General features: G+C 72.1%; 23 protein-coding genes. 17 read left to right on the top strand and 6 right to left on the bottom strand.

Going from position 1 to position 23,790, the window contains the following annotated elements; genetic code table 11:
* The first annotated feature begins 66 nt into the window (after positions 1-66).
* The 5 genes from OHA30_RS13500 (at position 67) to folE (ending at position 6,033) form a co-directional block, all read left to right on the top strand.
* Complete coding sequence (locus OHA30_RS13500; protein WP_328914075.1) at positions 67-1,269, top strand: zinc-dependent metalloprotease; 1,203 nt, start codon at positions 67-69, stop codon at positions 1,267-1,269.
* A 159-nt stretch (positions 1,270-1,428) separates the two neighbouring features.
* Entirely contained in the window at positions 1,429-2,424 is a 996-nt protein-coding gene (gene tilS / locus OHA30_RS13495) for a tRNA lysidine(34) synthetase TilS (protein ID WP_328914074.1), read from the top strand.
* A 30-nt stretch (positions 2,425-2,454) separates the two neighbouring features.
* A complete protein-coding gene (gene hpt, locus OHA30_RS13490; RefSeq protein ID WP_328914073.1) occupies positions 2,455-3,009 on the top strand; it encodes a hypoxanthine phosphoribosyltransferase in 555 nt (184 codons plus the stop codon).
* Positions 3,010-3,207: 198 nt separating this feature from the next.
* Positions 3,208-5,259: an ATP-dependent zinc metalloprotease FtsH gene (gene ftsH, locus OHA30_RS13485; protein ID WP_328914072.1), complete on the top strand. Its 2,052-nt coding sequence runs from the start codon at positions 3,208-3,210 to the stop codon at positions 5,257-5,259.
* Positions 5,260-5,424: 165 nt separating this feature from the next.
* The gene (gene folE / locus OHA30_RS13480; protein ID WP_328914071.1) at positions 5,425-6,033 is read left to right on the top strand and encodes a GTP cyclohydrolase I FolE; all 609 of its coding nucleotides are present in this window, start codon (positions 5,425-5,427) and stop codon (positions 6,031-6,033) included.
* Here folE and OHA30_RS13475 read toward each other — a convergent pair.
* Complete coding sequence (locus OHA30_RS13475) at positions 6,017-7,312, bottom strand: alpha/beta hydrolase (protein ID WP_328914070.1); 1,296 nt, start codon at positions 7,310-7,312, stop codon at positions 6,017-6,019. The two genes, folE and OHA30_RS13475, sit on opposite strands and share 17 nt — an antisense overlap.
* Before the next feature lie 210 nt (positions 7,313-7,522).
* Between OHA30_RS13475 and OHA30_RS13470 the strand changes: the two genes are divergently transcribed.
* The 9 genes from OHA30_RS13470 to OHA30_RS13430 all read left to right on the top strand — a co-directional run bounded on the left by OHA30_RS13470 (position 7,523) and on the right by OHA30_RS13430 (position 14,789).
* On the top strand, positions 7,523-9,379 hold the full coding sequence (locus tag OHA30_RS13470; protein WP_328914069.1) for a phosphatidylglycerol lysyltransferase domain-containing protein: 1,857 nt from the start codon (positions 7,523-7,525) through the stop codon (positions 9,377-9,379).
* Between the two features lie 16 nt (positions 9,380-9,395).
* Positions 9,396-10,301 (top strand): dihydropteroate synthase, encoded by a 906-nt coding sequence (gene folP / locus OHA30_RS13465; protein WP_328914068.1) that lies wholly within the window; start codon positions 9,396-9,398, stop codon positions 10,299-10,301.
* Positions 10,298-10,798: a nuclear transport factor 2 family protein gene (locus tag OHA30_RS13460; protein ID WP_328914067.1), complete on the top strand. Its 501-nt coding sequence runs from the start codon at positions 10,298-10,300 to the stop codon at positions 10,796-10,798. Before folP ends, OHA30_RS13460 begins: the two co-directional genes overlap by 4 nt.
* 4 nt (positions 10,799-10,802) lie before the next feature.
* A complete protein-coding gene (gene folB, locus OHA30_RS13455) occupies positions 10,803-11,162 on the top strand; it encodes a dihydroneopterin aldolase (protein WP_328914066.1) in 360 nt (119 codons plus the stop codon).
* Complete coding sequence (folK, locus tag OHA30_RS13450) at positions 11,048-11,791, top strand: 2-amino-4-hydroxy-6-hydroxymethyldihydropteridine diphosphokinase (RefSeq protein WP_328914065.1); 744 nt, start codon at positions 11,048-11,050, stop codon at positions 11,789-11,791. Before folB ends, folK begins: the two co-directional genes overlap by 115 nt.
* A 72-nt stretch (positions 11,792-11,863) precedes the next feature.
* Positions 11,864-12,364 (top strand): DUF3180 domain-containing protein, encoded by a 501-nt coding sequence (locus OHA30_RS13445; protein ID WP_328914064.1) that lies wholly within the window; start codon positions 11,864-11,866, stop codon positions 12,362-12,364.
* 262 nt (positions 12,365-12,626) lie between these two features.
* On the top strand, positions 12,627-13,166 hold the full coding sequence (locus tag OHA30_RS13440) for a cysteine dioxygenase (protein ID WP_328914063.1): 540 nt from the start codon (positions 12,627-12,629) through the stop codon (positions 13,164-13,166).
* Positions 13,166-13,585 carry a rhodanese-like domain-containing protein gene (locus OHA30_RS13435; RefSeq protein ID WP_328914062.1) on the top strand — a complete coding sequence of 140 codons (420 nt, stop codon included), beginning with the start codon at positions 13,166-13,168 and terminating at the stop codon, positions 13,583-13,585. Before OHA30_RS13440 ends, OHA30_RS13435 begins: the two co-directional genes overlap by 1 nt.
* A 211-nt stretch (positions 13,586-13,796) precedes the next feature.
* A complete protein-coding gene (locus OHA30_RS13430; RefSeq protein ID WP_328914061.1) occupies positions 13,797-14,789 on the top strand; it encodes a hypothetical protein in 993 nt (330 codons plus the stop codon).
* Positions 14,790-14,874: 85 nt separating this feature from the next.
* Here the strand turns inward: OHA30_RS13430 and OHA30_RS13425 are convergent, their stop codons facing one another.
* A complete protein-coding gene (locus OHA30_RS13425) occupies positions 14,875-16,017 on the bottom strand; it encodes an NADH-quinone oxidoreductase subunit D (protein ID WP_328914060.1) in 1,143 nt (380 codons plus the stop codon).
* 86 nt (positions 16,018-16,103) lie between these two features.
* Positions 16,104-17,063, bottom strand: coding sequence for an SAM-dependent methyltransferase (locus OHA30_RS13420; protein ID WP_328917854.1), 960 nt, complete (start codon positions 17,061-17,063; stop codon positions 16,104-16,106).
* A gap of 176 nt (positions 17,064-17,239) precedes the next feature.
* Between OHA30_RS13420 and OHA30_RS13415 the strand changes: the two genes are divergently transcribed.
* Positions 17,240-18,322 (top strand): hypothetical protein, encoded by a 1,083-nt coding sequence (locus tag OHA30_RS13415; protein WP_328914059.1) that lies wholly within the window; start codon positions 17,240-17,242, stop codon positions 18,320-18,322.
* A gap of 75 nt (positions 18,323-18,397) precedes the next feature.
* On the opposite strand, the gene OHA30_RS13410 is transcribed toward OHA30_RS13415, so the two are convergent.
* The 3 genes from OHA30_RS13410 to OHA30_RS13400 all read right to left on the bottom strand — a co-directional run bounded on the left by OHA30_RS13410 (position 18,398) and on the right by OHA30_RS13400 (position 21,589).
* Positions 18,398-19,333 (bottom strand): 1-phosphofructokinase family hexose kinase, encoded by a 936-nt coding sequence (locus tag OHA30_RS13410; protein ID WP_328914058.1) that lies wholly within the window; start codon positions 19,331-19,333, stop codon positions 18,398-18,400.
* A gap of 163 nt (positions 19,334-19,496) precedes the next feature.
* The gene (gene nagA, locus OHA30_RS13405; RefSeq protein ID WP_328914057.1) at positions 19,497-20,657 is read right to left on the bottom strand and encodes an N-acetylglucosamine-6-phosphate deacetylase; all 1,161 of its coding nucleotides are present in this window, start codon (positions 20,655-20,657) and stop codon (positions 19,497-19,499) included.
* A complete protein-coding gene (locus tag OHA30_RS13400) occupies positions 20,657-21,589 on the bottom strand; it encodes an ROK family protein (RefSeq protein ID WP_328914056.1) in 933 nt (310 codons plus the stop codon). Before OHA30_RS13400 ends, nagA begins: the two co-directional genes overlap by 1 nt.
* Before the next feature lie 256 nt (positions 21,590-21,845).
* Here OHA30_RS13400 and OHA30_RS13395 point away from each other — a divergent pair, with 256 nt between their 5' ends.
* Entirely contained in the window at positions 21,846-23,132 is a 1,287-nt protein-coding gene (locus OHA30_RS13395; protein WP_328914055.1) for an extracellular solute-binding protein, read from the top strand.
* 18 nt (positions 23,133-23,150) lie between these two features.
* Complete coding sequence (locus OHA30_RS13390) at positions 23,151-23,420, top strand: DUF3263 domain-containing protein (RefSeq protein WP_328914054.1); 270 nt, start codon at positions 23,151-23,153, stop codon at positions 23,418-23,420.
* Positions 23,421-23,790: the final 370 nt, after the last annotated feature.

Raw genomic sequence — 23,790 nt, 5'->3', positions numbered from 1 at the left:
CGCAGGCCCCAAGTCCCGCCCGTGGGCGGAGCCCCCAAAGCGGGAGCGGCAACGTACCGTGAAGACATGACGAGCAGCGGTGGAAGCGAGATGGTCGACTGGAACCTCGCCGTGGCGACCGCACAGCGGCTGACGCGGCCGGGTCCCGAGGTGAGCCGGGACGAGGCCCGCGCGATCGTGGCCGAGTTGCGGGAACACGCGGAGGCGTCCGAAGCACACGTCCGGGCCTTCACCCGGATGTACGGCGACGGGGAGGGCAAACCGCACGGCACCCCCGTACTGATCGTGGACCGTCCCGGATGGGTGAAGGCGAACGTCGCGGGCTTCCGCGAGGTGCTGAAGCCGCTGATCGGGAAGATGCAGGCGCGCAGGCCGAGCGGCCCCGGCGGGGTCGTGCTCGGCACCGTCGGCGGCAAGGTCACCGGCGTCGAGGTCGGCATGCTGCTGAGCTTCCTGTCCTCCCGGGTGCTCGGCCAGTACGAGACCTTCGCGCCGCCGACCCGGGAGCTGCCCGCCGGGCCGGTGAAGCCGGAGCCGGGCGAGGCCAAGGCCGGCCGGCTGCTGCTGGTGGCCCCCAACATCGTCCATGTCGAGCGCGAACTCGACGTGGATCCGCACGACTTCCGGCTGTGGGTCTGCCTGCACGAGGAGACCCACCGCACCCAGTTCTCCGCCGTGCCGTGGCTGCGCGACCACATCGAGGGCGAGATCCAGTCCTTCCTCGGCGAGACCGAACTCGACCCGTCGACCGTGATCGAGCGGATCAGGCAGGCCGTGCAGAGCTTCGCCGGCGGCAACGGCGCCAAGGACGCCGGCGGCGCCAACGGCACCAAAGAGGGTGCCGAGCAGGAGGAGGCCGCCGACGAGGAGGGCCGCAGCCTGGTCGACTTCGTGCAGACCCCCTCCCAGCGGGAGATCCTGGCCCGGCTGACCGCGGTGATGTCGCTGCTCGAAGGGCACGCGGACTATGTGATGGACGGCGTGGGGCCGGACGTCGTGGCCACGGTCGCCGAGATCCGCGAGAAGTTCAGCCAGCGCAGGGCCAGCGGCGCGGGCCGGCTCGACCAGGCGCTGCGCAGGCTGCTCGGCCTGGACGCGAAACTGCGCCAGTACCGCGACGGGGAGCGCTTCGTACGGGCGGTCGTGGGCCAGGTCGGGATGGACGGATTCAACCGGGTGTGGACCTCGCCGAACACGCTGCCCACCAAGGCGGAGATCGCCAAACCCGCGGATTGGGTCGCACGGGTGCACGGCCGCAGCGATTCCTGAGCCCTCACCCCGTCCGATTCACCCGTCCGAGGGACCGTGGCGCAGGGTGGCGCGTGCGATGCTCGGGTAATGCCCGGGCTTCTGTCACCATCTCAACACCCTGCGTCATCTTCCTTGCTCATAGCAGCCCCTCACAGCCTCCCCAGGAGGAATCCGGACATGGGACCCCACCCCACGGTCGCGGCGATACGCCTGGCGGTCCGTCGCGTCCTGCACGACGTGCTCACCGCGTCCACCGAACCCCAGCCCCTGGTGCTCGCCGCGTGCAGCGGCGGAGCCGACTCCATGGCGCTCGCCGCCTCCCTCGCCTTCGAAGGACCCCGGGTCGGCGTGCGCGCCGGGGCAGTCACCGTCGACCACGGCCTCCAGGACGGCTCGGCCGGCCGCGCCCAGGAGGTCGCCGGACGGCTGCGCGCGCTCGGCCTGGACCCGGTGGACGCCGTCTGCGTCACCGTGGGCCGTCAGGGCGGGCCCGAGGCCGCCGCCCGCGACGCCCGCTACGCGGCGCTCGACGCCACCGCCGACGAACGCGGCGCCGCCGCCGTACTTCTCGGCCACACCCGCGATGACCAGGCAGAAACGGTGCTGCTCGGGCTCGCCCGCGGCTCCGGCACCCGCTCCCTGTCCGGCATGGCCGCGGTCTCCGGCGCGGGCGGCCGCTACCGCCGTCCCTTCCTGCTGCTGGACCGCGACACCGTGCGGCAGGGGTGTCTCGCCCAGGGCATCACCGTATGGGAGGACCCGCACAACCACGATCCCGCGTACACCCGCTCCCGGGTCAGGCACGAGGCGCTGCCGGTGCTGGAGAAGTCGCTCGGCAAGGGGGTGGTCGAGGCGCTGGCCAGGACCGCCCAGCTGTCCAGGGACGACGCCGACGCGCTCGACCAGTGGGCCGCCGACGCGCAGGCCGACGTGGCCGGCGACGACGGCAGCCTCGACGTCCTGCGGCTGTACGCGCTGCCCCCGGCCGTACGCCGCCGGGTGCTGCGCAGAACCGCGGTCGCCGCGGGCTCCCCGCCCGGTTTCCTCTTCGCCCGGCACATCGAGGAGGTGGACCGCCTGGTCACGGCCTGGCGGGGGCAGAAGGCGCTCAACCTGCCGGGCGGCGTCGCCGTCCTCAGGGCGAATGGCAGACTGTTCTTCTCGCCGTCGTAGAGCCGCATAGCCGTAGGGACGTACCGCGCAGTGAACGAGAACGACATGGGTGCCGAGCTGGAGAAGGTGCTCGTCTCCAAGGCAGAGATCGACGCGAAGCTGGTCGAACTGGCCGCCGAGATCGACCGGGACTACGCGGGCAGGGACCTGCTGATCGTCGGCGTGCTCAAGGGCGCGGTCATGGTGATGGCCGATCTGGCCCGCGCCCTTTCCACCAACGTGACGATGGACTGGATGGCGGTGTCCTCCTATGGCGCCGGCACCAAGTCCTCGGGCGTGGTGCGCATCCTCAAGGACCTGGACACCGACATCGCCGGCCGGGACGTCCTGATCGTCGAGGACATCATCGACTCCGGACTGACTCTCTCCTGGCTGATCACCAACCTGGGCTCGCGCGGCCCGGCCTCCCTGGAGGTGTGCACGCTGCTGCGCAAGCCCGAGGCGGCCAAGGTCGAGATCGATGTCAAATACACTGGCTTCGACATCCCCAATGAGTTCGTGGTCGGATACGGCCTGGACTACGGGGAGAAATACCGCAATCTGCCGTTCGTGGGCACGCTCGCCCCGCATGTCTACGGCGGCTGACACCCCCGGTGGGAACCCCCACTGGTTTCCCGCCGTTGGAGCAGGGGAAAGCCGGATTGTTAACGGTCGGCGGCAACCTCGGGTGACAATGCTGGGGTACCGTCCGAAGGTCGGGTCAATACACCGGATGCACGCGCCGCCAGCCGGCGGCCGTGCCTCACTGTGGCAGGAGGGACGGGGCGCAGTCGCCCCGCATGGATGGACGTGAAGCGCTATTTCCGTGGGCCAGTCATGTGGATCGTGCTGGCTGTCCTTGCCGTGGTCGTGTTGATGCAAGTCGTCGGATCCGGCGGCGGCTACAAGACAGTGGACACAGGCCAGGTACTGCAGGCGATCGACACCAATCACGCCCGTTCCGCACAGCTGACGACCGGAGACGACAACTCCATCAAGGTCCAGCTCCGGGACGGCTTCAAGATCAAGGGCAGTGACAAGGTCCGGGCCAGCTACATCGGCAACCAGGGCGCGGCCATCGCGGCGGATCTGCAGAAGATCGTCGACAAGAAGGTGCCCGGGACGAACCTGCCGGACGGCTACACCGTCTCGCCATCGAAGCAGAACGCCTTCGTCGGCATCCTGCTGTCGCTGCTGCCGTTCGTGCTGATCGTCGTGGTCTTCCTCTTCCTGATGAACCAGATGCAGGGCGGCGGTTCGCGCGTCATGCAGTTCGGGAAGTCCAAGGCCAAGCTGATCACCAAGGACACCCCCAAGACCACGTTCTCCGACGTGGCGGGCTGTGACGAGGCCGTCGAGGAGCTCCAGGAGATCAAGGAGTTCCTCCAGGAGCCCGCGAAGTTCCAGGCGGTCGGCGCCAAGATCCCCAAGGGCGTGCTGCTCTACGGGCGTCCCGGTACCGGCAAGACGCTGCTGGCCCGGGCCGTGGCCGGCGAGGCGGGCGTGCCCTTCTACTCGATCTCCGGCTCCGACTTCGTGGAGATGTTCGTGGGTGTCGGCGCCAGCCGTGTCCGCGACCTGTTCGAGCAGGCCAAGGCGAACGCCCCGGCCATCGTCTTCGTCGACGAGATCGACGCCGTCGGCCGGCACCGCGGTGCGGGCCTGGGCGGCGGTCACGACGAGCGCGAGCAGACCCTCAACCAGCTGCTGGTCGAGATGGACGGCTTCGACGTCAAGGGCGGTGTGATCCTGATCGCCGCGACCAACCGGCCCGACATCCTGGACCCGGCGCTGCTGCGTCCCGGCCGGTTCGACCGGCAGATCGCGGTCGACCCGCCGGACCTCCTGGGCCGTCTGGAGATCCTCAAGGTCCACCAGAAGGGCAAGCCGATCGCGCCGGACGTCGACCTGATGGCCGTCGCCCGCCGTACCCCCGGCTTCACCGGCGCCGACCTGAGCAATGTGCTCAACGAGGCGGCGCTGCTGACCGCCCGCAGCGACAAGAAGATCATCGACAACTTCGTCCTGGACGAGGCGATCGACCGTGTCGTGGCCGGCCCGCAGAAGCGCACCCGGATCATGTCGGACAAGGAGAAGAAGATCACCGCGTACCACGAGGGCGGACACGCCCTGGTCGCGGCGGCTTCCCCGAACTCCGACCCGGTGCACAAGGTGACGATCCTGTCCCGCGGCCGCGCGCTGGGCTACACGATGGTGCTGCCCGACGAGGACAAGTACTCCACGACGCGCAACGAGATGCTCGACCAGCTCGCCTACATGATGGGCGGCCGGGCCGCGGAGGAGCTGGTCTTCCACGACCCGACCACCGGGGCGTCCAACGACATCGAGAAGGCGACCGCCACCGCCCGCGCCATGGTCACGCAGTACGGCATGACCGAGCGGCTCGGCGCGATCAAGTTCGGCTCCAGCGACTCGGAGCCGTTCCTGGGCCGTGAGATGGGTCACCAGCGCGACTACTCGGAAGAGGTCGCGGGGCTCGTCGACGAAGAGGTCAAGAAGCTCATCGAGACGGCGCACAACGAGGCCTGGGAGATCCTGGTCGAGAACCGCGACGTCCTGGACAACCTGGTGCTGGCCCTGCTGGAGCGGGAGACGCTCAACAAGGCGGAGATCGCCGAGATCTTCGCCCCGATCGTCAAGCGCCCCATGCGTCCGGCCTGGACCGGCTCCGCCCGGCGCACCCCGTCCACCCGGCCGCCGGTGCTCTCGCCGAAGGAGCTGGCGCTGACCAACGGCAGCCAGCAGCCCACCAACGGCAACGCGCCCTCGACGGTGTCCACCACCAAGCCCACCGAGCCGGTGGAGCTGCCGGAGGACAAGGGTTCGGAGAGCTGATCCCGACCGGTTGAGCACCGACAGCACGGACAGCTGAGCACCCGGCAGCTGAGTACGAACAGGAATGCGAGCCGCGGCCCCGAGGTTTTAGCCTTGGGGCCGCGGCTTTGCATCCGGGGCCGTCCTCTGTCGGCCGCCGCAGTACAAGGAACGAGGCACTCACCCATGACCGACCCCCTGACGTTCGACGGCCAGGCGCCGGCCGGCGACTTCGACGAGAAGCGGGCCGAGGCCGCGATCCGCGAGCTGCTGATCGCGGTGGGCGAGGACCCGGACCGCGAGGGCCTGCGCGAGACCCCGGGCCGGGTGGCCCGTGCGTACCGGGAGATATTCGCCGGGCTGTGGCAGGAGCCCGAGGACGTACTGACCACCACCTTCGACCTGGGCCACGACGAGATGGTGCTGGTCAAGGACATCGAGGTGATGTCTTCTTGCGAGCACCACCTCGTGCCGTTCGTCGGCGTCGCCCATGTGGGCTACATCCCGTCCGCCAGCGGCAAGATCACCGGGCTGTCCAAGCTGGCCCGGCTGGTCGACGTGTACGCCCGCCGCCCGCAGGTGCAGGAGCGTCTCACCACGCAGATCGCCGACGCCCTGATGCGCATCCTGGAGCCGCGCGGGGTGATCGTGGTCGTCGAGTGCGAGCACATGTGCATGACGATGCGCGGGGTGCGCAAGCCCGGCGCGAAGACCATCACCTCGGCGGTCCGCGGCCAGCTGCGCGACTCCGCGACCCGCTCCGAGGCGATGAGCCTGATCATCGGCCGCGGCTGAGGGCCTTCCGCTTGTCGCTCTCGCCCCGGGCCTCGGCGCTGGTGTCACCGGCCGCCCGGGTCGGCTCCGTACCGGACCGCGGGGGCTTCCCGCCGGGGTGACCGGGCTGGACGCGGTGCACCGGGACGGTGCGCGGCGCCTTCGCGGGGGCCTTCCCCGCGGGCGGCGCGTCCGGGACCAGCCGGTCCGACAGCCAGCGCATCGCGGCCGGCAGCTCCCGGCCCCAGGTGGTGAGGTTGTGGCCGCCGCTCGGCAGGATGATCGCGGAGACCCGGGTCGGGCCCTTCACCAGGCTGATGAAGTGCTCGGTGGCCCGGTAGTTGCGCTCCCCGTGCCTGCTGCTGGTCACCAGCAGGCTCACCGGCGGCTGCGGCAGGTGGGTCAGCCGCCAGGGCAGGTTGTTGGCCCGGCGCACGGCCGCGCTGCCGCCGAACAGATCGCCGGTCGTCCGGTCCTCCGGGCAGACGTAGTCCGCGGACAGGGCCACCGCCGCCGAGTAGCTGCCCGGGTCCTGGAGCGCCAGTTTCAGGGCGCAGTAGCCGCCGGTGGAGTCCCCGATGATCCCCCAGCTCCCCGGGCCCGACCCGACCCGGTAGTGCGACCTGATCGCGGCGGGCAGGTCCTTGGCGAAGTACGTCTCCGTCCGCGGCCCGCCGGGCACGTCCACGCACTCGGTGTCGCGCGGGGGGACGACCGTCGGGCGCATCATGATCAGCACCATCGGCTGCTCTATTCCCTGCCGCACCTGGGAGGTCGCCACCGACGGGTACTTCAGCCGCCGGTACAGGCTCTCGGCCGTGCCCGGGTAGCCCGTCAGCACCACCGCCGCCGGGAAGACCCGGTGGGGCTGGGTGAAGTACTCCGGCGGCAGGTACACGAAGGCGGGCGAGGTGATCCCCGAGCGGCTGCCGCCCAGCAGCACCTTCTCGATCCGGCCCGCCTTGCGCGGCGTACCCCCGCCCGGCATGCTGGCCTTGATGAGTTCGATCACCCGCAGTTGCGAGGCCGCGTCGGCCGTGGTGTGGTCGATGACCGTCCCGGGTGTGGTCTCCTGGCCGAAGAGGTCGGCCCAGGAGCCGTAGAAGCCGAAGTAGGTGTTGGCCGCGAGGCCCAGTGCGGCCAGCAGCGACAGCTGAGTGGCCAGCAGCGCCCCGACCCGGCCCAGCACCGGGGTCACCCCGCGCCGGGCCAGCCGAGGCCAGAGCCACACCGTCGCCGCGAACAGGCAGATCGCGAGTACGACGGCCAGGAGCAGCATCTTCTTGCTCATCAGTCCCATGGCGGCAGATGTACTTTCCGTCTCGACCCAGTTGTGCCTGACCGGACGGAACCCGGAGGGGCGGGTTCACGTCCTAGAGGACGCAAAATATTCATACTGGGGAACAACACGGGTAAATGCCCGTGATCCTCGTTGATGTTGGGGTTTGGTGGCCCATGTCTGCTCAGGTAGAGGGCGAAAGCCCGGTCCAGGTTCCGCGAGGTGCCGCGGATGTCCGCTGACCACTCCTGTGACCGGCGACGCCGGCTGTGGCTGCTGCGTTCCTCGGCTGTCCCGGTGATCATCGGCACCGCGGGGGCCGTGATCGGCCTGCTCGATGTGGTGTCGGCGGTCTTCCCGGCCTTCCGCAACGGCCGGATGCACAACCTGGCGGCGGTCTTCCCCGGCACCGTCAGCTCACTGGCCGCCGCGACCTCCGTGGTCACCGGCATCCTGCTGCTGATGCTCGCCCACGCGCTCAAGCGCGGAAAGCAGCGTGCCTGGTGGGCGACCGTCGCGCTGCTGCCGGTCGGCGCCGCCACCCAGCTGATCTACCGGCACTCGGTCTTCGGCGCCCTGGTCTCGCTCGGGCTGCTGGCCCTGCTGATCAGACACCGCGGCCAGTTCACCGCGCTGTCCGACCCGCGCACCCGCTGGCGGGCCCTGCTGAACTTCACCGTCCTGAGCGCGTCCGCCTTCCTGCTCGGCCTCGTCATCACCAGCGCCCACCCCTCCTCCGAGCGCGGCGAGCCCGGCTTCCTGGACCGCTGCCGCCATGTGCTCTACGGCCTGTTCGGCTTCGACGGCCCGGTCCACTACACCAGCGACCGGGTCGGCGACGTCGTCAGCTACTCGCTCGGCGGCCTCGGCCTGCTCATCGCCTGCTCCACCGTCTATCTCGCGCTGCGCCCGGCCCGCCCGGTCGCCGAGCTCAGCGAGCAGGACGAGGACCGGCTGCGGGCCCTGCTGGCCCGGCACGGCGCCCGTGACTCCCTCGGCCACTTCGCGCTGCGCCGCGACAAGTCCGTGGTCTTCTCGCCCAGCGGCAAGGCCGCGATCTGCTACCGGGTGGTCTCCGGGGTGGCCCTGGCCGGCGGCGACCCGATCGGCGACGTGGAGGCGTGGCCCGGCGCCATCGACGCGTACATGGAGCTGGCCCGCGCCCACGCCTGGCTGCCCGCCGTCGTCGGGTGCAGCGAGACCGGCGGCGAGGTGTGGACCCGGGAGACCGGCCTGGACGCCCTGGAGCTCGGCGACGAGGCCATCGTGACCACCGCCGCCTTCACCCTCCAGGGCCGCGCGATGCGCAATGTCCGGCAGATGGTCAAGCGGATCGAGCGCAGCGGATACGTCTGCCGGGTGCGCCGGGTCGGTGAGCTGACCGAGGGCGAGAAGCAGAAGGTACGGCTCGCCGCCGACGCCTGGCGCGGCACCGACACCGAGCGCGGCTTCTCGATGGCGCTCGGCCGCTTCGGCGAGGACGCCGACGCCGACTGCGTGGTCGTCACCGCGCACAAGAACCGCGAGCCGGGCGCGCCGAACCCCGAGCTGGGCGACCTCCGGGCCGTACTGCACTTCGTGCCCTGGGGCCCCGACGGCATGTCGCTCGAACTGATGCGCCGCGACCGCTCGGCCGACCCCGGGCTCAACGAACTGCTGATCGTCGCCGCCCTCCAGCAGGCCCCGGCGCTCGGTGTGGCCCGGGTGTCGCTGAACTTCGCGATGTTCCGCTCCGCGCTGGCCCGCGGTGAGCGGATCGGCGCGGGTCCCGTGCTGCGCGGCTGGCGCGGTCTGCTGGTCTTCCTGTCGCGGTGGTTCCAGATCGAGTCGCTGTACAAGTTCAACGCCAAGTTCCAGCCCGAATGGGTGCCGCGATTCCTGGTCTTCCCCAACTCCCGCGACCTGCCGAGGATCGGCTTCGCCATCATGCAGGCCGAGGGATTCGTGACCCTCTCCCTGCCGCTGCCGGCCGCTCTCCAGCGCTTCCTGCCGGGCCGCGCCAACCGCCCGCCGCACCGCCACAAGCCCGGCTACGCGACCCCGCAGACCACCGCCGCGGACCCGCGCAAGCAGAGCGCGGTCGCCTGACCCGTACGCTGGCCTCATGAGTACGTCACAGGGCCGGACCGGCCCCCGCGGGCTGCCGGAGTGGGACCGCTGCGCCGTCATGGGCGTGGTGAACGTGACCCCCGACTCGTTCTCCGACGGCGGGCAGTGGTTCGACCCGGAGCTGGCGGTCAAGCACGGCCTCGACCTGGTCGCGCAGGGCGCGGACATCGTGGACGTCGGCGGCGAGTCGACCCGGCCGGGCGCGGCCCGGGTGGACGAGTCCGAGGAGCTGCGCCGGGTCGTCCCGGTGGTCCGCGAGCTGGCCGCGGCCGGCGTGCTGGTCAGCGTCGACACGATGCGGGCCGCCGTCGCCGAGCGGGCGCTCGCCGCAGGCGCCCGGCTGGTCAACGACGTCAGCGGCGGCCTCGCCGACCCCGGCATGATCGCGGTGGTCGCGGCCGCGCGGACCCCGTTCGTGCTCATGCACTGGCGCGGGCAGAGCATCGACATGAACAACCGCGCGGTGTACGGCGATGTGCTCGCCGAGGTGCTGGCCGAGCTGCGGGCCGGGATGGAGCGCGCGGTGGCCGGGGGAGTGGACCCCGAGCGGATCGTGCTCGACCCGGGTCTCGGCTTCGCCAAGAACGCCGAGCACGACCTGGTGCTGATGGCCCATCTCGCGGAGCTGCGGCGGCTGGGCCGCCCGCTGCTGGTGGCCGCCTCGCGCAAGCGGTTCCTCGGCCGGGTGCTGGCCGGGGACGGCGGCGCCCCGCCGCCGGCCAGGGAACGCGACGCCGCCACGGCGGCGGTGAGCGCGATCGCCGCCCGCGAGGGCGCCTGGGCGGTCCGGGTGCACGAGGTCCGGGCGACCGCCGACGCCGTCCGGGTGGCGCGGGCCATCGAGATCGCGCAGGCGTGCCCGTCCACCGGCCGGGACACGGCCGCCGGGGACGCGGCGTGACCGCCCGTACCGCGGAGGCGCGCGCGGTCGAGCGCGCCAACCAGGCGTTCTACGACGCCATCGAGACCTCGGACCTGGACGCGCTGGAGTCGGTCGTGCTGGACGGCCCGCTCGCCGAGTCGGTGACCGTGGTCCACCCCGGCTGGCCGGTGCTGCGCGGCCGCCGCGAGGTCATGCGCTCGTACGCGCTGATCATGGCCAACACCGAGTACATCCAGTTCTTCCTCACCGATGTGGAGGTCGCCGTGGACGGCGACTGCGCCCTGGTGACCTGCACGGAGAACATCCTCACCGGCGGGCCGGCCGAGGACGACGGCTCGGCGGGCTCGCTGGTCGGCGGGCTGGTCGTGGCCACCAATGTCTTCCGCCGCACCGCCGGCGGCTGGCATCTGTGGGCGCACCACGGCTCGCCGGTGCTGGCCGAGGAGGACGACGAGACCGACGGCATCGACGGCACGGACGACACCGACGGACCGGCCGACAACATGGAGGAGTGAGAGCGTGGATCGCGTCACGCTGCGCGGACTGAGCGTCCGCGGGCACCACGGGGTGTTCGCGCACGAGCGCGAGAACGGGCAGATCTTCGTCGTCGACCTCGCGCTGAGCCTGGACACGGCCCCGGCGGCGGCCGGTGACGACCTGACGAAGACCGTGCACTACGGTGTGCTCTCCGAACAGGTCGCGGCCGTCGTCTCCGGCGAGCCGGTCAACCTCATCGAGACGCTCGCGCAGCGCATCGCGGACACATGTCTGGGGCACACGCTGGTGCAGGAGGTCGAGGTGACCGTCCACAAGCCGGACGCGCCGATCACCGTGCCCTTCGACGACGTGACCGTCACCATCACCCGGAGGCGCCCGTGAGCTCCCCGAACCCCGAGTACCCCCGGAACGGGGCCGATTCGCCGGCCGACCCCGTCGTACAGCCGGTACCGGCCGCCGTGACCGCCGCCGTCGACGCGGCCGACAGCACACTGAGCAACCCCAGGACCGCCGTGATCGCCCTGGGCAGCAACCTGGGCAACCGGCTGGAGACCCTGCAAGGCGCGGTGGACGCGCTGGAGGACACCCCCGGGGTGCGGGTACGGGCCGTCTCGCCGGTGTACGAGACCGAGCCGTGGGGCGTCGAACCCGGCAGCCAGCCCAGCTACTTCAACGCCGTCGTGCTCGTCCGCACCAGCCTGCCGCCGAGCGCGCTGCTGGAGCGCGGCCACGCGATCGAGGAAGCGTATCTGCGGGTCCGCACCGAGCGCTGGGGGCCGCGCACGATCGATGTGGACATCGTCACGTACCAGGACGTCGTCTCCGACGACCCGGAGCTGACGCTGCCGCACCCCCGGGCCCATGAGCGCGCCTTCGTGCTCGTACCGTGGTACGACGCCGACCCGGCGGCCGCGCTGCCCGGTCACGGTCCGGTCGCCGATCTGCTCGGCACGGTCGAGCGCGAGGGTGTGCGGCGCCGTACCGATGTGGAACTCCGACTGCCCGAGTAATCGTTGGGACCTTGGCGTCCGTACGTGCGGCGCGGGGCGGGAAACGCAAGAGGACGTGGAGGCGGGCACTCGGTGAGGACGCTGCGGATCAGGACGCTGGTCGGACTCTTCGCGGTCGCGGCCGTGCTGTCGTGGGCGGGAGCCAAGCTGTGGGACAGCGTGGGCACACTGCCGGGGGTGCCGGTGGCCGCGCCGATCGTGCTCGCGCTGATCGCCGCCGCGCTCTTCGCCACCGCCCTGTCGCTGCGGGCCCGGCTGCGAGCCCAGCGCGAGCGGCGGCCGGGCGCCAAGGCCGTCGATCCGCTGGCCGCGGCCCGCGCGGTGGTCTTCGGCCAGGCCAGCGCCCTGGTGGCGTCCCTGGTGGTGGGGATGTACGGCGGCACCGGCGTGTATCTCGTGATGTACAAGCTCGACATGGACCCCCGTCGTGACCAGGCCATCTACGCCGGCGCCGCGGTCCTGGCGGGCATCGCGGTGGTGGCCGCGGCCCTCTTCCTGGAACGGGTCTGCAAGCTGCCCGACGACGACAACACACCTCCGCACGCGGGCGCGCACATCCGTCATCAGCGCTGAGACCGCCCGGGGCGGCGCCCCGGGCGGCCTGTCCGCGGAAACGTTCCGCTTGACCGGCGGGCTTACGGCGTGATTCAGTCCTTGACGTGAACGGTCTCGGCCTGCGACTGCACCGGAGGGTCCATCTCGACCTCCTCCGGTACGCGGGCTGCGTGTGTACGGCCGCGCGCTGAGGCGCGCCCCCGGCCCTCCGTTCCGTCACGCGTCGTAGCCCACCTGTTCTGTGGTGGTGGCCGACGCGGCAGCCCCAGGGTGGTCCCCCTTGCCGACTTCCGCCGTACCCGCGTCCCCGACCGCGCCCGCCGATGCCGAGGCGCCCACGCTCACCGAACTCCTCGCCTTCGCCCGCGAGGTGGCCGCTGACTCCGCCCGCGTCGCCGACCTGCCGCTCGACCCCGAAGGCCGCACCTGGGTGCGGCTCGAAGGCCCCGGCGGCGCCGAGGCGTGGCTGCTGGGCTGGCCGCCCGGCGCCGAGACCGGCTGGCACGACCACGGCGGCTCGTACGGGGTCTTCGTGACCGCCGCCGGTGAGCTGACCGAGGAGTCGCTCGCGGTGCCGCTGCCCACCGAGGGCTGGCGGTCGCTGGAGCTGGCCGAGGGCGTCGACCGCCACCGGGTGCTGCCGGAGGGCGTCGGCCGGGCCTTCGGTCGCAACCACGTCCACCAGGTCGTCAACGCCTCCGAGAGCAGCCACGCCGTCTCGGTGCACGTCTACTACCCGCCGCTGCCGCTGATCCGCCGCTACAGCCGCAAGGGCAGCACCTTCCGGCTGGAGCTGGTCGAGCACCCCGAGGAGTGGTGATGACCGCGCGTTCGATAGACGACCACCTGGACGCCGTACGGACCCGGCTGACCCGCGTCGAGCCCGGGGAGGCCGCGCAGGCCGTCCGGGAGGGCGCCCTGCTGGTCGACATACGGTACGCGGCCCTGCGGGACCGGGACGGGACGATCCCCGGCGCGGTGGTCGTGGAGCGCAATGAACTGGAGTGGCGGCTCGACCCGTTGGGCAGTCACAAGCTGCCCGAGGCGACCGGCCACGACCTGCCGGTGATCGTCGTCTGCAACGAGGGCTACGCCTCCTCGCTGGCCGCCGCCTCGCTCCAGGACCTCGGACTGCACCGCGCCACGGATCTGGTCGGCGGCTTCCAGGCGTGGCGCGCCGCGGGCCTGCCGGTGACGGCTCCGGCGGGCGCTTCCGACCCGGCTTCCGCGGATTCCTGAAGGCGCTTTTCGATCTTGACGTGGACCACGTCAAGATCGAAAAGACAGTGATCAACAAATGTCCCGACCGGCCAATTCCCCGGCAATTCGGGACACAGCGTGTGCCGGTCAATGCCCTGGGTGGGGGGCCGGGGAAACCGGTGGGCAAACCGCCAGGAATTTCCGGCCCCCGCTACCCCACGAAGGCGTTCCGCACGCTAAATTTCTGGCCATGCCCCGTGGAAGACACCGCCATTCGCCGCCGTTGCACCGGATGCTGCCGCCGCTGACCGTCGCAGGCTGCGCCGCGGCATTCGCCGCCGCCTCCCTGCTCGCCGCTGATACGGCCGTGCTCCGCGTTCTGACCGTCGCCGCCGCGCTCACCGCGGGCGCCGGCGCGACCCTCGCCCGCTCCTGGGACCGCTCGGCCGGCCGCCGGGTCGCCGAGCTGATCACGGCCCGCACCCGCGAGGAATGGCGCGCCGACGAGCGCGTCGCCGAGCTGGAGACAGACCTTGAGGAGTCCCGCGACATCCGCGGGCGACTGGAGAAGAAGCTCCGCGCCAAGCGCTCCGAGCTGGCCCGACTCCGTACCGAGCACGCCGATCTGCTGCGCCGCTACGCCACCGCCGAGAGCGAGCGGGCCCGCGCGCTCGAAGCCCGCCGCAAGCTCCAGACGGAGGGCGCCGGGCAGAAGCTCGCGCTGTCCGCCGGGCCCTCGCCGGTCGGCCCGGCGGCCTTCCTCAAGGCCGAGCAGGCGCTGCGCGACCTGACCCGCAACGGGGCCAAGCAGCAGGCGCAGCGCACCGTCGACGACGCCCGCCGCCGGGAGGCCGCGGCGCCCACGGAGGAGGAGCCGCAGGGCAGGCACGCCGCCGACGGGACCGCGCCCGCCGTTCCCGCGGCCCGTGAGCACCATCTGGTTCCGGCCACCGCGGCCACCGCCGCGAAGGCCGTACTGCCCTACGCCCAGCCGCCGCAGCGGACGGCCCCTCAGCACACCCCGGCGCACCGGGCGATCGGCGGCTTCGACTTCTTCGGCACGCAGGTGCCCGCGGCGCCGGAGGCCGGGAAGGACCAGGCCGAGCCCGCGTCCTCCGCGGCGCCCGCGCCGGCGTCCGAGGAGCACGCCCAGGCCGGGGAGCCGGCGTCCGAGGTCATCGACCTCACGGCGCACGACGACACCGAGCAGCTGGACATGAGCGGGCTGCGCGCCCAGGCGTGACCGCCCGTACGAACCGAGGCCCCGCGGCGTCCTGCCGCGGGGCCTCGTGCGTTGTGCGCGCTTGTCGGCGGCTGCTTGTCGGTGCCTACTTGTCGACGTCGCCGACGACGAAGAACATCGACCCGAGGATCGCCACCATGTCGGCCACCAGCGTGCCCGGCAGCAGCACGGCCAGCGCCTGGATGTTGTTGTACGACGCCGAGCGCAGCTTGAGCCGGTAAGGGGTCTTCTCGCCCTTGGAGACGAGGTAGTAGCCGTTGATGCCCAGCGGGTTCTCGGTCCAGGCGTAGGTGTGGCCCTCGGGGGCCTTGAGCACCTTCGGCAGGCGCTGGTTGATCGGGCCCGGCGGGAGTCCGGCCAGCCGGTCCAGGCAGGCGTCCGCGAGGTCGAGGGAGTTGTGGGTCTGGCCGAGCAGCACCTCGAAGCGGGCCAGGCAGTCGCCCTCGGTCCTGGTGACCACCTTGAGCGTGTCGGCCAGCTCCCCGTACGCGAGATACGGCTCGTCGCGGCGCAGGTCGAAGTCCACGCCGGAGCCGCGGGCGATCGGTCCGCTCACCCCGTAGCCGTGCACGTCGGAGGGGGCGAGCACGCCGACGCCGCGGGTGCGGCCGCGGAAGATCTCGTTGCCGAGGACCAGGTCGTCGAAGCGGCTCATCCGGGAGCGCACCCCGGCGACGGCCTCGCGGGCGCGGCCCAGCCAGCCGTTGGGCAGGTCCTCCTTGAGGCCGCCGACCCGGTTGAACATGTAGTGCATCCGGCCGCCGGATACCTCCTCCATCACCTGCTGGATGTGCTCGCGCTCGGTGAAGGCGTAGAAAATCGGGGTGATGCCGCCCAGCTCCAGCGGATAGGAGCCGAGGAACATCAGATGGTTCAGCACGCGGTTCAGCTCGGCGAGCAGGGTCCGGGTCCACACCGCGCGCTCGGGCACTTCCATGCCCAGCATGCGTTCGACGGCGAGGACGACGCCGAGTTCGTTGGAGAAGGCCGAGAGCCAGTCGTGACGGTTGGCCAGCATCACGATCTGCCGGTAGTCCCGGGCCTCGAAGAGCTTTTCCGCGCCCCGGTGCATATAGCCGACGATCGGTTCGGCGCTCGCGATCCGCTCGCCGTCCAGAACGAGCCGCAGCCGCAGCACGCCGTGCGTCGAAGGGTGCTGCGGGCCGATGTTCAGCACCATGTCGGTGCTCTCGGCCGCGCCGCCGATCCCGATCGTGGTCTCCGTCATGGGCTCATTGTCTCAGCCGGAGCGCCCGCCCTTCGCGCCGGTCCACACCGTCCGCGGCGGCCCGCCGGTGCCGTACTCGGGAGCGGTCAGGGGGTGAGGAGGGCGGCGCAGTCCGGGGAGGCGGGGGTGGTGAGCCAGGTGAAGTCGCCGAGGCCGCCCGGGGCGGTGAGTTCGGCCGCCTCGCCCGCGGTGGACAGGGCGCGTACGTAGGCGGCGGGGTCCGTCGAGGCCAGGGCGAGCGGGGGGCGGCCGCCGGAGACCCCGAGGGCGCGCAGGGCCTCCCGCTGGGTGCGTACGGTGCCCGGCAGCGCGTCCACCGCGACATGCGCGGTCAGATCGCAGCCGCCGTCCGGCACCGGCGGGACCTGGCGGCCGTCGCGGTAGCCGGTGAGCGTGCCGTACGGCGGCCGGGCGGCAAGGGTGTGGGCGTAGTCGACGGCGACGGCCAGCCCCGCGTCCAGCGTGGCCACCGCGTCGGCCCAGGCGGCCTCCCGGGGCCGCCCGATCTCGGCCCGGAACGCCGCGCCCTCCTCGGGAGCCGCCGCCGGCCAGGGCCACCAGCGCGCCAGCCACCCCGCGTCCCGCGCGCTCACCGGCCCGCCCAGCCGCTCCGCGCCGTCGCGGGCCCGGACCAGGACGTAGTGCGGACGGCCCCCGGGACCGGGCGCGGCCACCGGCAGCGGCACGTTGTCGAGCCATTCGTTGGCGAAGAGCAGCCCCCGCACCCCCGCGGGCGGCTCCGCCGACCAGCCGATCCGCGGATCGAGCCCCGGCGGCCGGGCCGCCCGCTCCACCGCGTGCGCCCGGACCCGCCCGGCGACCCCGGCCGGCAGCGCGGCGAGCACGCCGAGCGCCAGCTCACCGCGGCCCGCGCCCATGTCCACGAAGGCCAGCGGGTCCGGCCGCCCGAGCGCCGTGTCGACCCGCAGCAGCAGCTCGGCGACCGCCCCCGCGTACCGGGCCGAGGCGTGCACGGACGTGCGGAAGTGCGCCGCGGGCCGTTCCCGTACGAAGAAACCGGCCGGTCCGTACAGCGCGCGGTCCATCGCCGCACACCACGGCAGCCACTCGTCGTCCACGGCGTTAACGGTACGTGACAATGTCCGTGGGACTGGTCACAGGGAACCTTCCTGACCTGGTCCTGCGTCGAACGACTAGGGCGGTGTGTCTTCCGGGGCCGGTAGGGTTTCGGCATACCACAGCACAAGGGAGTGGACAGCGGATGACTGCCGGAAACGACGGCACCCCGGAGAACGACGACCCGTTCGCGTATCTCTACCGGTCCGAGGGCGGCGAGCAGCCTGACCCCGCCGAGGGTCAGCCGGGCCCGGGCATGCCGCGTACGTCCTACAACTCGGTGCAGCGGGTCGGTGAGCGCCGCACCCCGCCGCCGCAGCAGCCCGGCGGTTACGGCTACCCGCCCCAGCAGCCGGGCGGTTACGGCTACCCGCCGCAGCAGCCCCAGCAGCCCGGCGGCTACGACCAGGGCCAGGGCCAGGCTCCCGGCCAGGTCCCGGGTCAGCCGTACGGCGGCCCGCCCGGATACGGCCGGCAGCAGTACGCCCAGCAGCCGCCGTACGGCCAGGGCCCCGGTCAGGGCCCCGGCGGCCAGGACCGGCCCCCGTACGAGCAGCAGCCCCCCGGCGGCCGCCGCGGCGGCGGGCAGGGCTACGACGACGGGCCCGGCTCCCCGAACCGCAAGGGCCTGCTGATCGCGGCGGTCGCCGTGGTCGCCGCCGTGGCCATCGGCATCGCCTTCGCGATGACCAACGGCTCGGGCGGCGGCAAGAAGCAGGCGACCGACCAGCAGACCACCGCGCCGGCCACCAGCACCGCGCCCAGCACCGAGCCGACCACGCAGGAGCCGCCGAAGCCCTTCGACTCCAAGAAGGTCGACGCGTCCACCCTGGTGCTGGCCGGCGGCGCCCAGCAGAGCACCGAGCACTCGGGCGCGAACGCGGCCGGCGGCGTCTACGTCGACCACATGGCCCAGGTCGGCGCCTCCGCGACCTGGACGGTCACCGTGCCGAAGGACGACTCGTACACGTTCTTCATCAACTACGGCAACGCGGGCCCGGACGCGACGCTGACCCTCGGCGTCAACGGCACCCCCCGCTCGAACCCCGTCAACCTCAAGAACTACGGCAGCTACACCGACTGGGCGAAGGCGTGGAACAACACCACCTTCGCCTGGGTGGACCTGAAGAAGGGCGCCAACACGCTCGCGCTGAGCTGCGGCGACGGCAACCAGTGCGGGGTCAACCTGGACCAGGTGTGGCTCAAGGAGGGCCAGGTCACGAAGTAGCGGCGGGCGGCGGCTCGGCGGGGGCGCCTGCCCGGTGGGCCGCTCCCGCGTCGGGCCGCTCCCGCGTCGGGCCGCTCACGCGACGGGCGCGACGGCCACCTTCGGCAGCAGCTCCTCGTACGCCGCCGCGTCGTACTCCCCGGCGGCCGGCGCGACCACCGTCGCCGCTGACAGCGCGACCGCCCGGGCCAGCCGCTGCGGCCAGGGCAGGCCCTCGGCGAGCGCCGAGAGCAGCCCGGCCACCGCGGAGTCGCCCGCGCCGGTCGGATTGCCGGACAGCCGGCCCGGCGGCAGCGCCCGCCAGTCGCCCTCCTCGGTGACCGCGAGCATGCCGTCGGGGCCGAGTGAGGCGGCGACCGCCCGCGCCCCGCGGCGCCGGGCGTCGCGCGCGGCCCGGTCCGGCTCGGAGAAGCCGGTGAGCCCGGCCAGCTCGTCCGCGTTCGGCTTGATCAGATCGGGCCGCGCGGCCAGCCCCCGGCGCAGCGGCTCGCCCGCGGTGTCCAGCAGGACGAAGACCCCGCTCGCCCGCGCCTCGCGGACGAGTTCGGCGTAGGCGCCGACCGGCACCCCCGGCGGGAGGCTGCCGCACAGCGCGACCGCCGCCACGTCCCCCGCGGTCAGCAGCTCCCGGTAGACGTCGACGAAGTCGGCCCACTCGGCGGGGCTGACGGTCGGCCCGGGCTCGTTGAACATCGTGGTGTCCCCGGACGCGGTGTCCACCACGCCGACCGTACGGCGGGTGGTGCCCGCGACCTGGACCAGCGCGTCGGTCAGCCGCTCGGCGTACGGGTCGGCGGCCAGCCCTCGGCGCAGCTCGTCGCCCGCCGGGCCGCCGGCGAAACCGGTGACGGTCGTACGGTGTCCGAGCGCGGCCAGCACCCGGGCGACGTTGAGTCCCTTGCCGCCGGGTCGTTCCGCGGTGTCGAGCACCCGGTGAGTGGTGTGCGGGCGCAGGGCCGGGACCCGGTAGGTCACGTCCAGCGCGGCGTTCAGCGTGACGGTGATGATCACCTGATGATGATGGCAAATCAACGGCGGCCAGCCCAGAGCGGACCGGCCGCCATTTCGCGGCCCTTGGTCGTACGATCGTCTGATTTCGCTATGAATCGCCGGAAAAGGCCGCGGGTTGGGAGTCGTCGGGAGTCGCCGAGCGCCCGCCGGGGTCCGGGCCGGATCAGGCGGGCCGGACCACCCACTCGCCCTTGCGCATGACGCCGACCAGGTCGTACCCCTCGTCCAGGACCACCAGGTCGGCGTCCTTGCCGGGCTCCAGGGTGCCGATCCGGTCGTCCAGGCCGAGCAGCCGGGCCGGGTTGGTCGAGATGGCCCGTACGGTGTCGGTGAGCGAGAGCCCGTCGAGGGTCACGGCCCGCTGGAACGCGGTGTCCAGGGTGAGCGTGGAGCCGGCGATGGAGCCGCCCTCCACCAGCCGGGCGACGCCCTCCAGCACCTCGACCTTCATCGGCCCGAGGTCGTACATGCCGTCGCCGAAGCCGGCCGCGTCCATCGCGTCGGTGATGAAGGCGACCCGGTCCGCGCCCGCGCTGTCGAAGGCCAGCTCCAGGATCGACGGGTGCAGATGCGTGCCGTCGTTGATCAGCTCGACGGTGACCCGCTCGTCCTCCAGCAGCGCCGCGATCGGGCCCGGTGTGCGGTGCTGGAGCGGCGGCATCGCGTTGAACAGGTGGGTGGCCACGGTCGCGCCCGCATCGATGGCCTGCCGGGTCTGCTCGTAGGTGGCGTCGGTGTGGCCGATCGCGGCGATCACGCCGAGGTCGGCCAGCAGCCGTACCGACTCGATGCCGCCGGGGAGTTCTGCGGCCAGGGTGAGCATCTTCGCGGCGCCGCGCGCGGCTTCGACCAGCTTGCGCACGTCCACCGGGTCGGGGTGCCGCAGCAGGCCCTCGTCGTGCGCGCCCTTGCGGCACGGCGAGATGAACGGGCCCTCGAAGTGGATGCCCGCGAGGTCGCCCTGCTCGACCAGTTCGGAGAGCAGCGCGGCCCGGCCGGCCAGCGTCTCCAGGTTCTCGGTGACGGTGGACGCCACGAGCGTGGTCGTGCCGTGCTCGCGGTGGGTGCGCACGCCGGTGAGGATGTCCTCGGCGGTGCCGGAGGTGAAGGACGCGCCGCCGCCGCCGTGGTTGTGCAGGTCGACGAAGCCGGGGACGATCGTCAGGCCCTGTCCGGCGAGGTCGAGCGTGGCCTGCTCGGCCTGCTCGTTCGCCGCGATCCGGGTGCCCTCGACGGTCAGCCGGCCGCCTTCCACCACTCCTGACGGCAGGACCACACGGGCACCCGCCAGCACCGTGCGCTGCGTTGTCGTTACGGGGGCCATCAGGCCGATACCTCCACGGAGATCAGGTCCCAGGCGAGCAGACCCGCGCCCAGGCAGCCGGCGGTGTCCCCCAGAGCGGCGGGGACGATGAGGGGGAGCTTCTGGAACGTGATGCGTGCCTCGACGGCCGCCCGCAGCGGGCCGAAGAGGGTGTCCCCGGCTTCGGCCAGGCCGCCGCCGATGATCAGGACCCTGGGGTCGAGCAGGGTGAGACCGGTCACCAGGCCGTCGGCGAGCGCGTCGATGGCCTCGCGCCACACCTCGATCGCCTCCGGGTCGCCCGCCTCGACGGCCAGCGCGCAGGCCGCCGCGTCCGCCTCCGGGTCGCCGCTGGCCGCCGCCCAGGCGCGGGAGACCGCCCCGGCCGAGGCCAGCGTCTCCAGACAGCCGTACTGCCCGCAGCCGCACTTCGGGCCGCCGGGCCGGACCACGATGTGCCCGATCTCCCCCGCGTACCCGTGCGCGCCCGCCTCGATCCGGCCGTCGATGCCGATGGCGCCCGCGATGCCGGTGCCCAGCGGCAGGAAGAGGAAGCGGTCGGCGCCGTTGCCCGCGCCGATCCGGCCCTCGGCCAGCCCGCCGGCCCGTACGTCGTGCCCGAGCGCGACCGGCACACCGCCCAGCCGCTCGGACAGCAGCGCCCGCAGCGGGACGTCCCGCCAGCCGAGGTTGGCGGCGTACACGGCGATGCCGCGCACGTCGTCGACGATGCCGGGCACGGCCAGGCCCGCAGCGCAGGCGGGCTCGCCGTACGCGCCCAGGCCGTGGTCGCGCAGCTCGGCGGCGAAGTCGAGGATGGCGGCGATCACGGCGTCGGGACCGCGGTCCCGGCCGGTGGGGCGGCGCGCCTGGTGCAGCAGCGTGCCGTCCTCCGCGACCAGGGCGGCCTTCATCCCGGTGCCGCCCACATCGAGGGCGATGACATGTCTCACGGGGACAGTGTCGCGGTTAAACCCCTTAAAGGTCTAGTCCACTTCACCGGGTGATCGAATTCAAGCAGTGAACGAGGCGCGACCCGGCCGGCCGGGCCGCGCAAAGCTCCACGTGGGAAGGGGACCCGCCTCTGAAGAGATATCACTCATGGTGTAGACCTTGGCCCAAGGTATGGGCAAGACTCGGCGCTTCCACAGTGGCGCGGGCGGTCGGCCGGCAGTCGGCAGGGCAGTACTTCAAAGGGCGGTAGGAACAGTGCAGCGGCGACGACTTCTGGGCCTGGCGGCGGCCGGGCTCACCTCCGTGATGGCGTTGACCACGCTCAGTGCCTGCGGCAGCAGCTCCCCGCTCAGCAAGAACGTCACCCTGCACCTGATCGCGGCGGACTACGGCGACCCGAAGACGGGCAACAGCTCCACCGAGTACTGGAACGACATCGTGCGGAGCTTCCAGAAAGACAACCCGCGCATCAAGGTGAACGTCGAGGTCGTCGACTGGACGCACGTGGACGACAAGGTCGCCGAGCTGGTCAAGGCGGGCAAGGCCCCCGACATCGCGCAGATCGGCTCCTACGCCGCCTACGCCGCCCAGGACCAGCTCTACACCGCCGACGAGCTCTTCACGGTCAGTCAGCAGGCCGACTTCATCCCCTCGCTCGCCGACGCCGGTTCGGTCGACCACACCCAGTACGGCATTCCGTGGGTCTCCAGCTCCCGGCTGTTCTTCTACAACAAGAAGCTCTTCGCCAACGCCGGCATCACCAAGGCCCCCGAGACCTGGGACGACCTCGCCGCGGACGCGAAGCTCCTCAAGGACACCGGCGTCAAGGAGCCGTACGGGCTGCCGCTGGGTCCCGAGGAGGCGCAGGCCGAGTCGCTGATGTGGATGCTGGGCTCGGGCGGCAACTACACCGACACCGTCGGCAGCTACACCTTCGACTCCGCGCCCAATGTGGACGCCTTCGCCTGGGTCAAGAAGAACCTGGTGGACGCCGGTCTGGTCGGTCCCAAGGACCCGGCCAAGACCGACCGCAAGCAGGTCTTCGCCGACTTCCTCGCGGGCAAGGCGGCCATGATCAACGGCCACCCGACGCTGCTCGCGCAGGCGAAGAAGGCGGGCATCAACGTGGGTGTGGCCCAACTGCCCGGCGAGACCGGCGCCGACACGAACACGCTCGGTGTCGCCGACTGGGTGATGGCCTTCAAGCAGAACGGCAATGTCGAGGCGGACGGCAAGTTCCTCCAGTACGTCTACCAGCAGCAGAACCTGGTCAAGTTCCTCGACCAGTACGGACTGCTGCCGGTGACCACCAGCGCGTCGCAGGCCATGCGGAAGAATCCCAAGGACAAGGACCTGGTCAAGTTCCTCGACCTGCTGCCCGAGGCGATCTTCTACCCGGTCAGCAAGACGTCGTGGGGGCCGGTGAGCGACCGGGTGAAGAAGGTCATCGGGACGGCGGTGCATGGCGATCCGAAGTCGGTACTGTCGGATCTGCAGATTTACGCGGAGGCGCAGGACGCGGACAGCGGCGCCAAGCAGTGAGGCTCTGAGGATCGGAGGGTGGGCGTGACGGAAGAGGAGTCTTCCGGGCGCGGGCTCTCCGAGCGGGGGCTCTCCGAGCGGGATCGGGCGGTGCTGGACATCGCCGGGCGGACGTGGAGCGGGCCCGGGCCCCGGGAGCGGGCGATTCGGGAGCGGCTGGGGATGTCGCCGACGGCGTACTTCCAATTGCTGAACGCGTTGCTCGACGAGGAGAGCGCGTTGCGTTACGCCCCGGTGACCGTCAACCGCCTCCGCGCGTCCCGCGCCCGCCGCGCCACGGACCGCTAAGGCTCTTCTTCTTCTCGGACCTCGGGGGCCACCGCCGTCGTGGCTTGTCGTGCAGTTCCGCCCCCAGGCTCCGCCCGGGGGTACCCCAGCGCCACCTTGGGGTGGTCGCCCCCGTCGTTCCCCTTTGCCGCCGTCGTGGCTGGTCGCGCAGTTCCTCGCGCCCCTTCGGGGCACGTTTCTTCGTTGCTGTCCGCGCCGCCGAGGTGGAGGGCCCCGTTAGGGGCGCGGGGAACTGCGCGAGCAACCGGCCACCGGCCGGCGGTGGAGGAACTGACCGGATGGGGCAGTGCCTGTTTGGGGGCGCGAGGAACTGCGCGACAAGCCCCGTACCGGCCGGTGGCGGAAGAACCGGCCGCAAGGGGCAGTGCCT

The sequence above is a fragment of the Streptomyces sp. NBC_00223 genome (assembly GCF_036199905.1).
Taxonomy (GTDB): domain Bacteria; phylum Actinomycetota; class Actinomycetes; order Streptomycetales; family Streptomycetaceae; genus Actinacidiphila.
The sequence above is the reverse complement of the archived record's forward strand: the minus strand, read 5'-3'. Positions and strand labels throughout refer to the sequence as shown.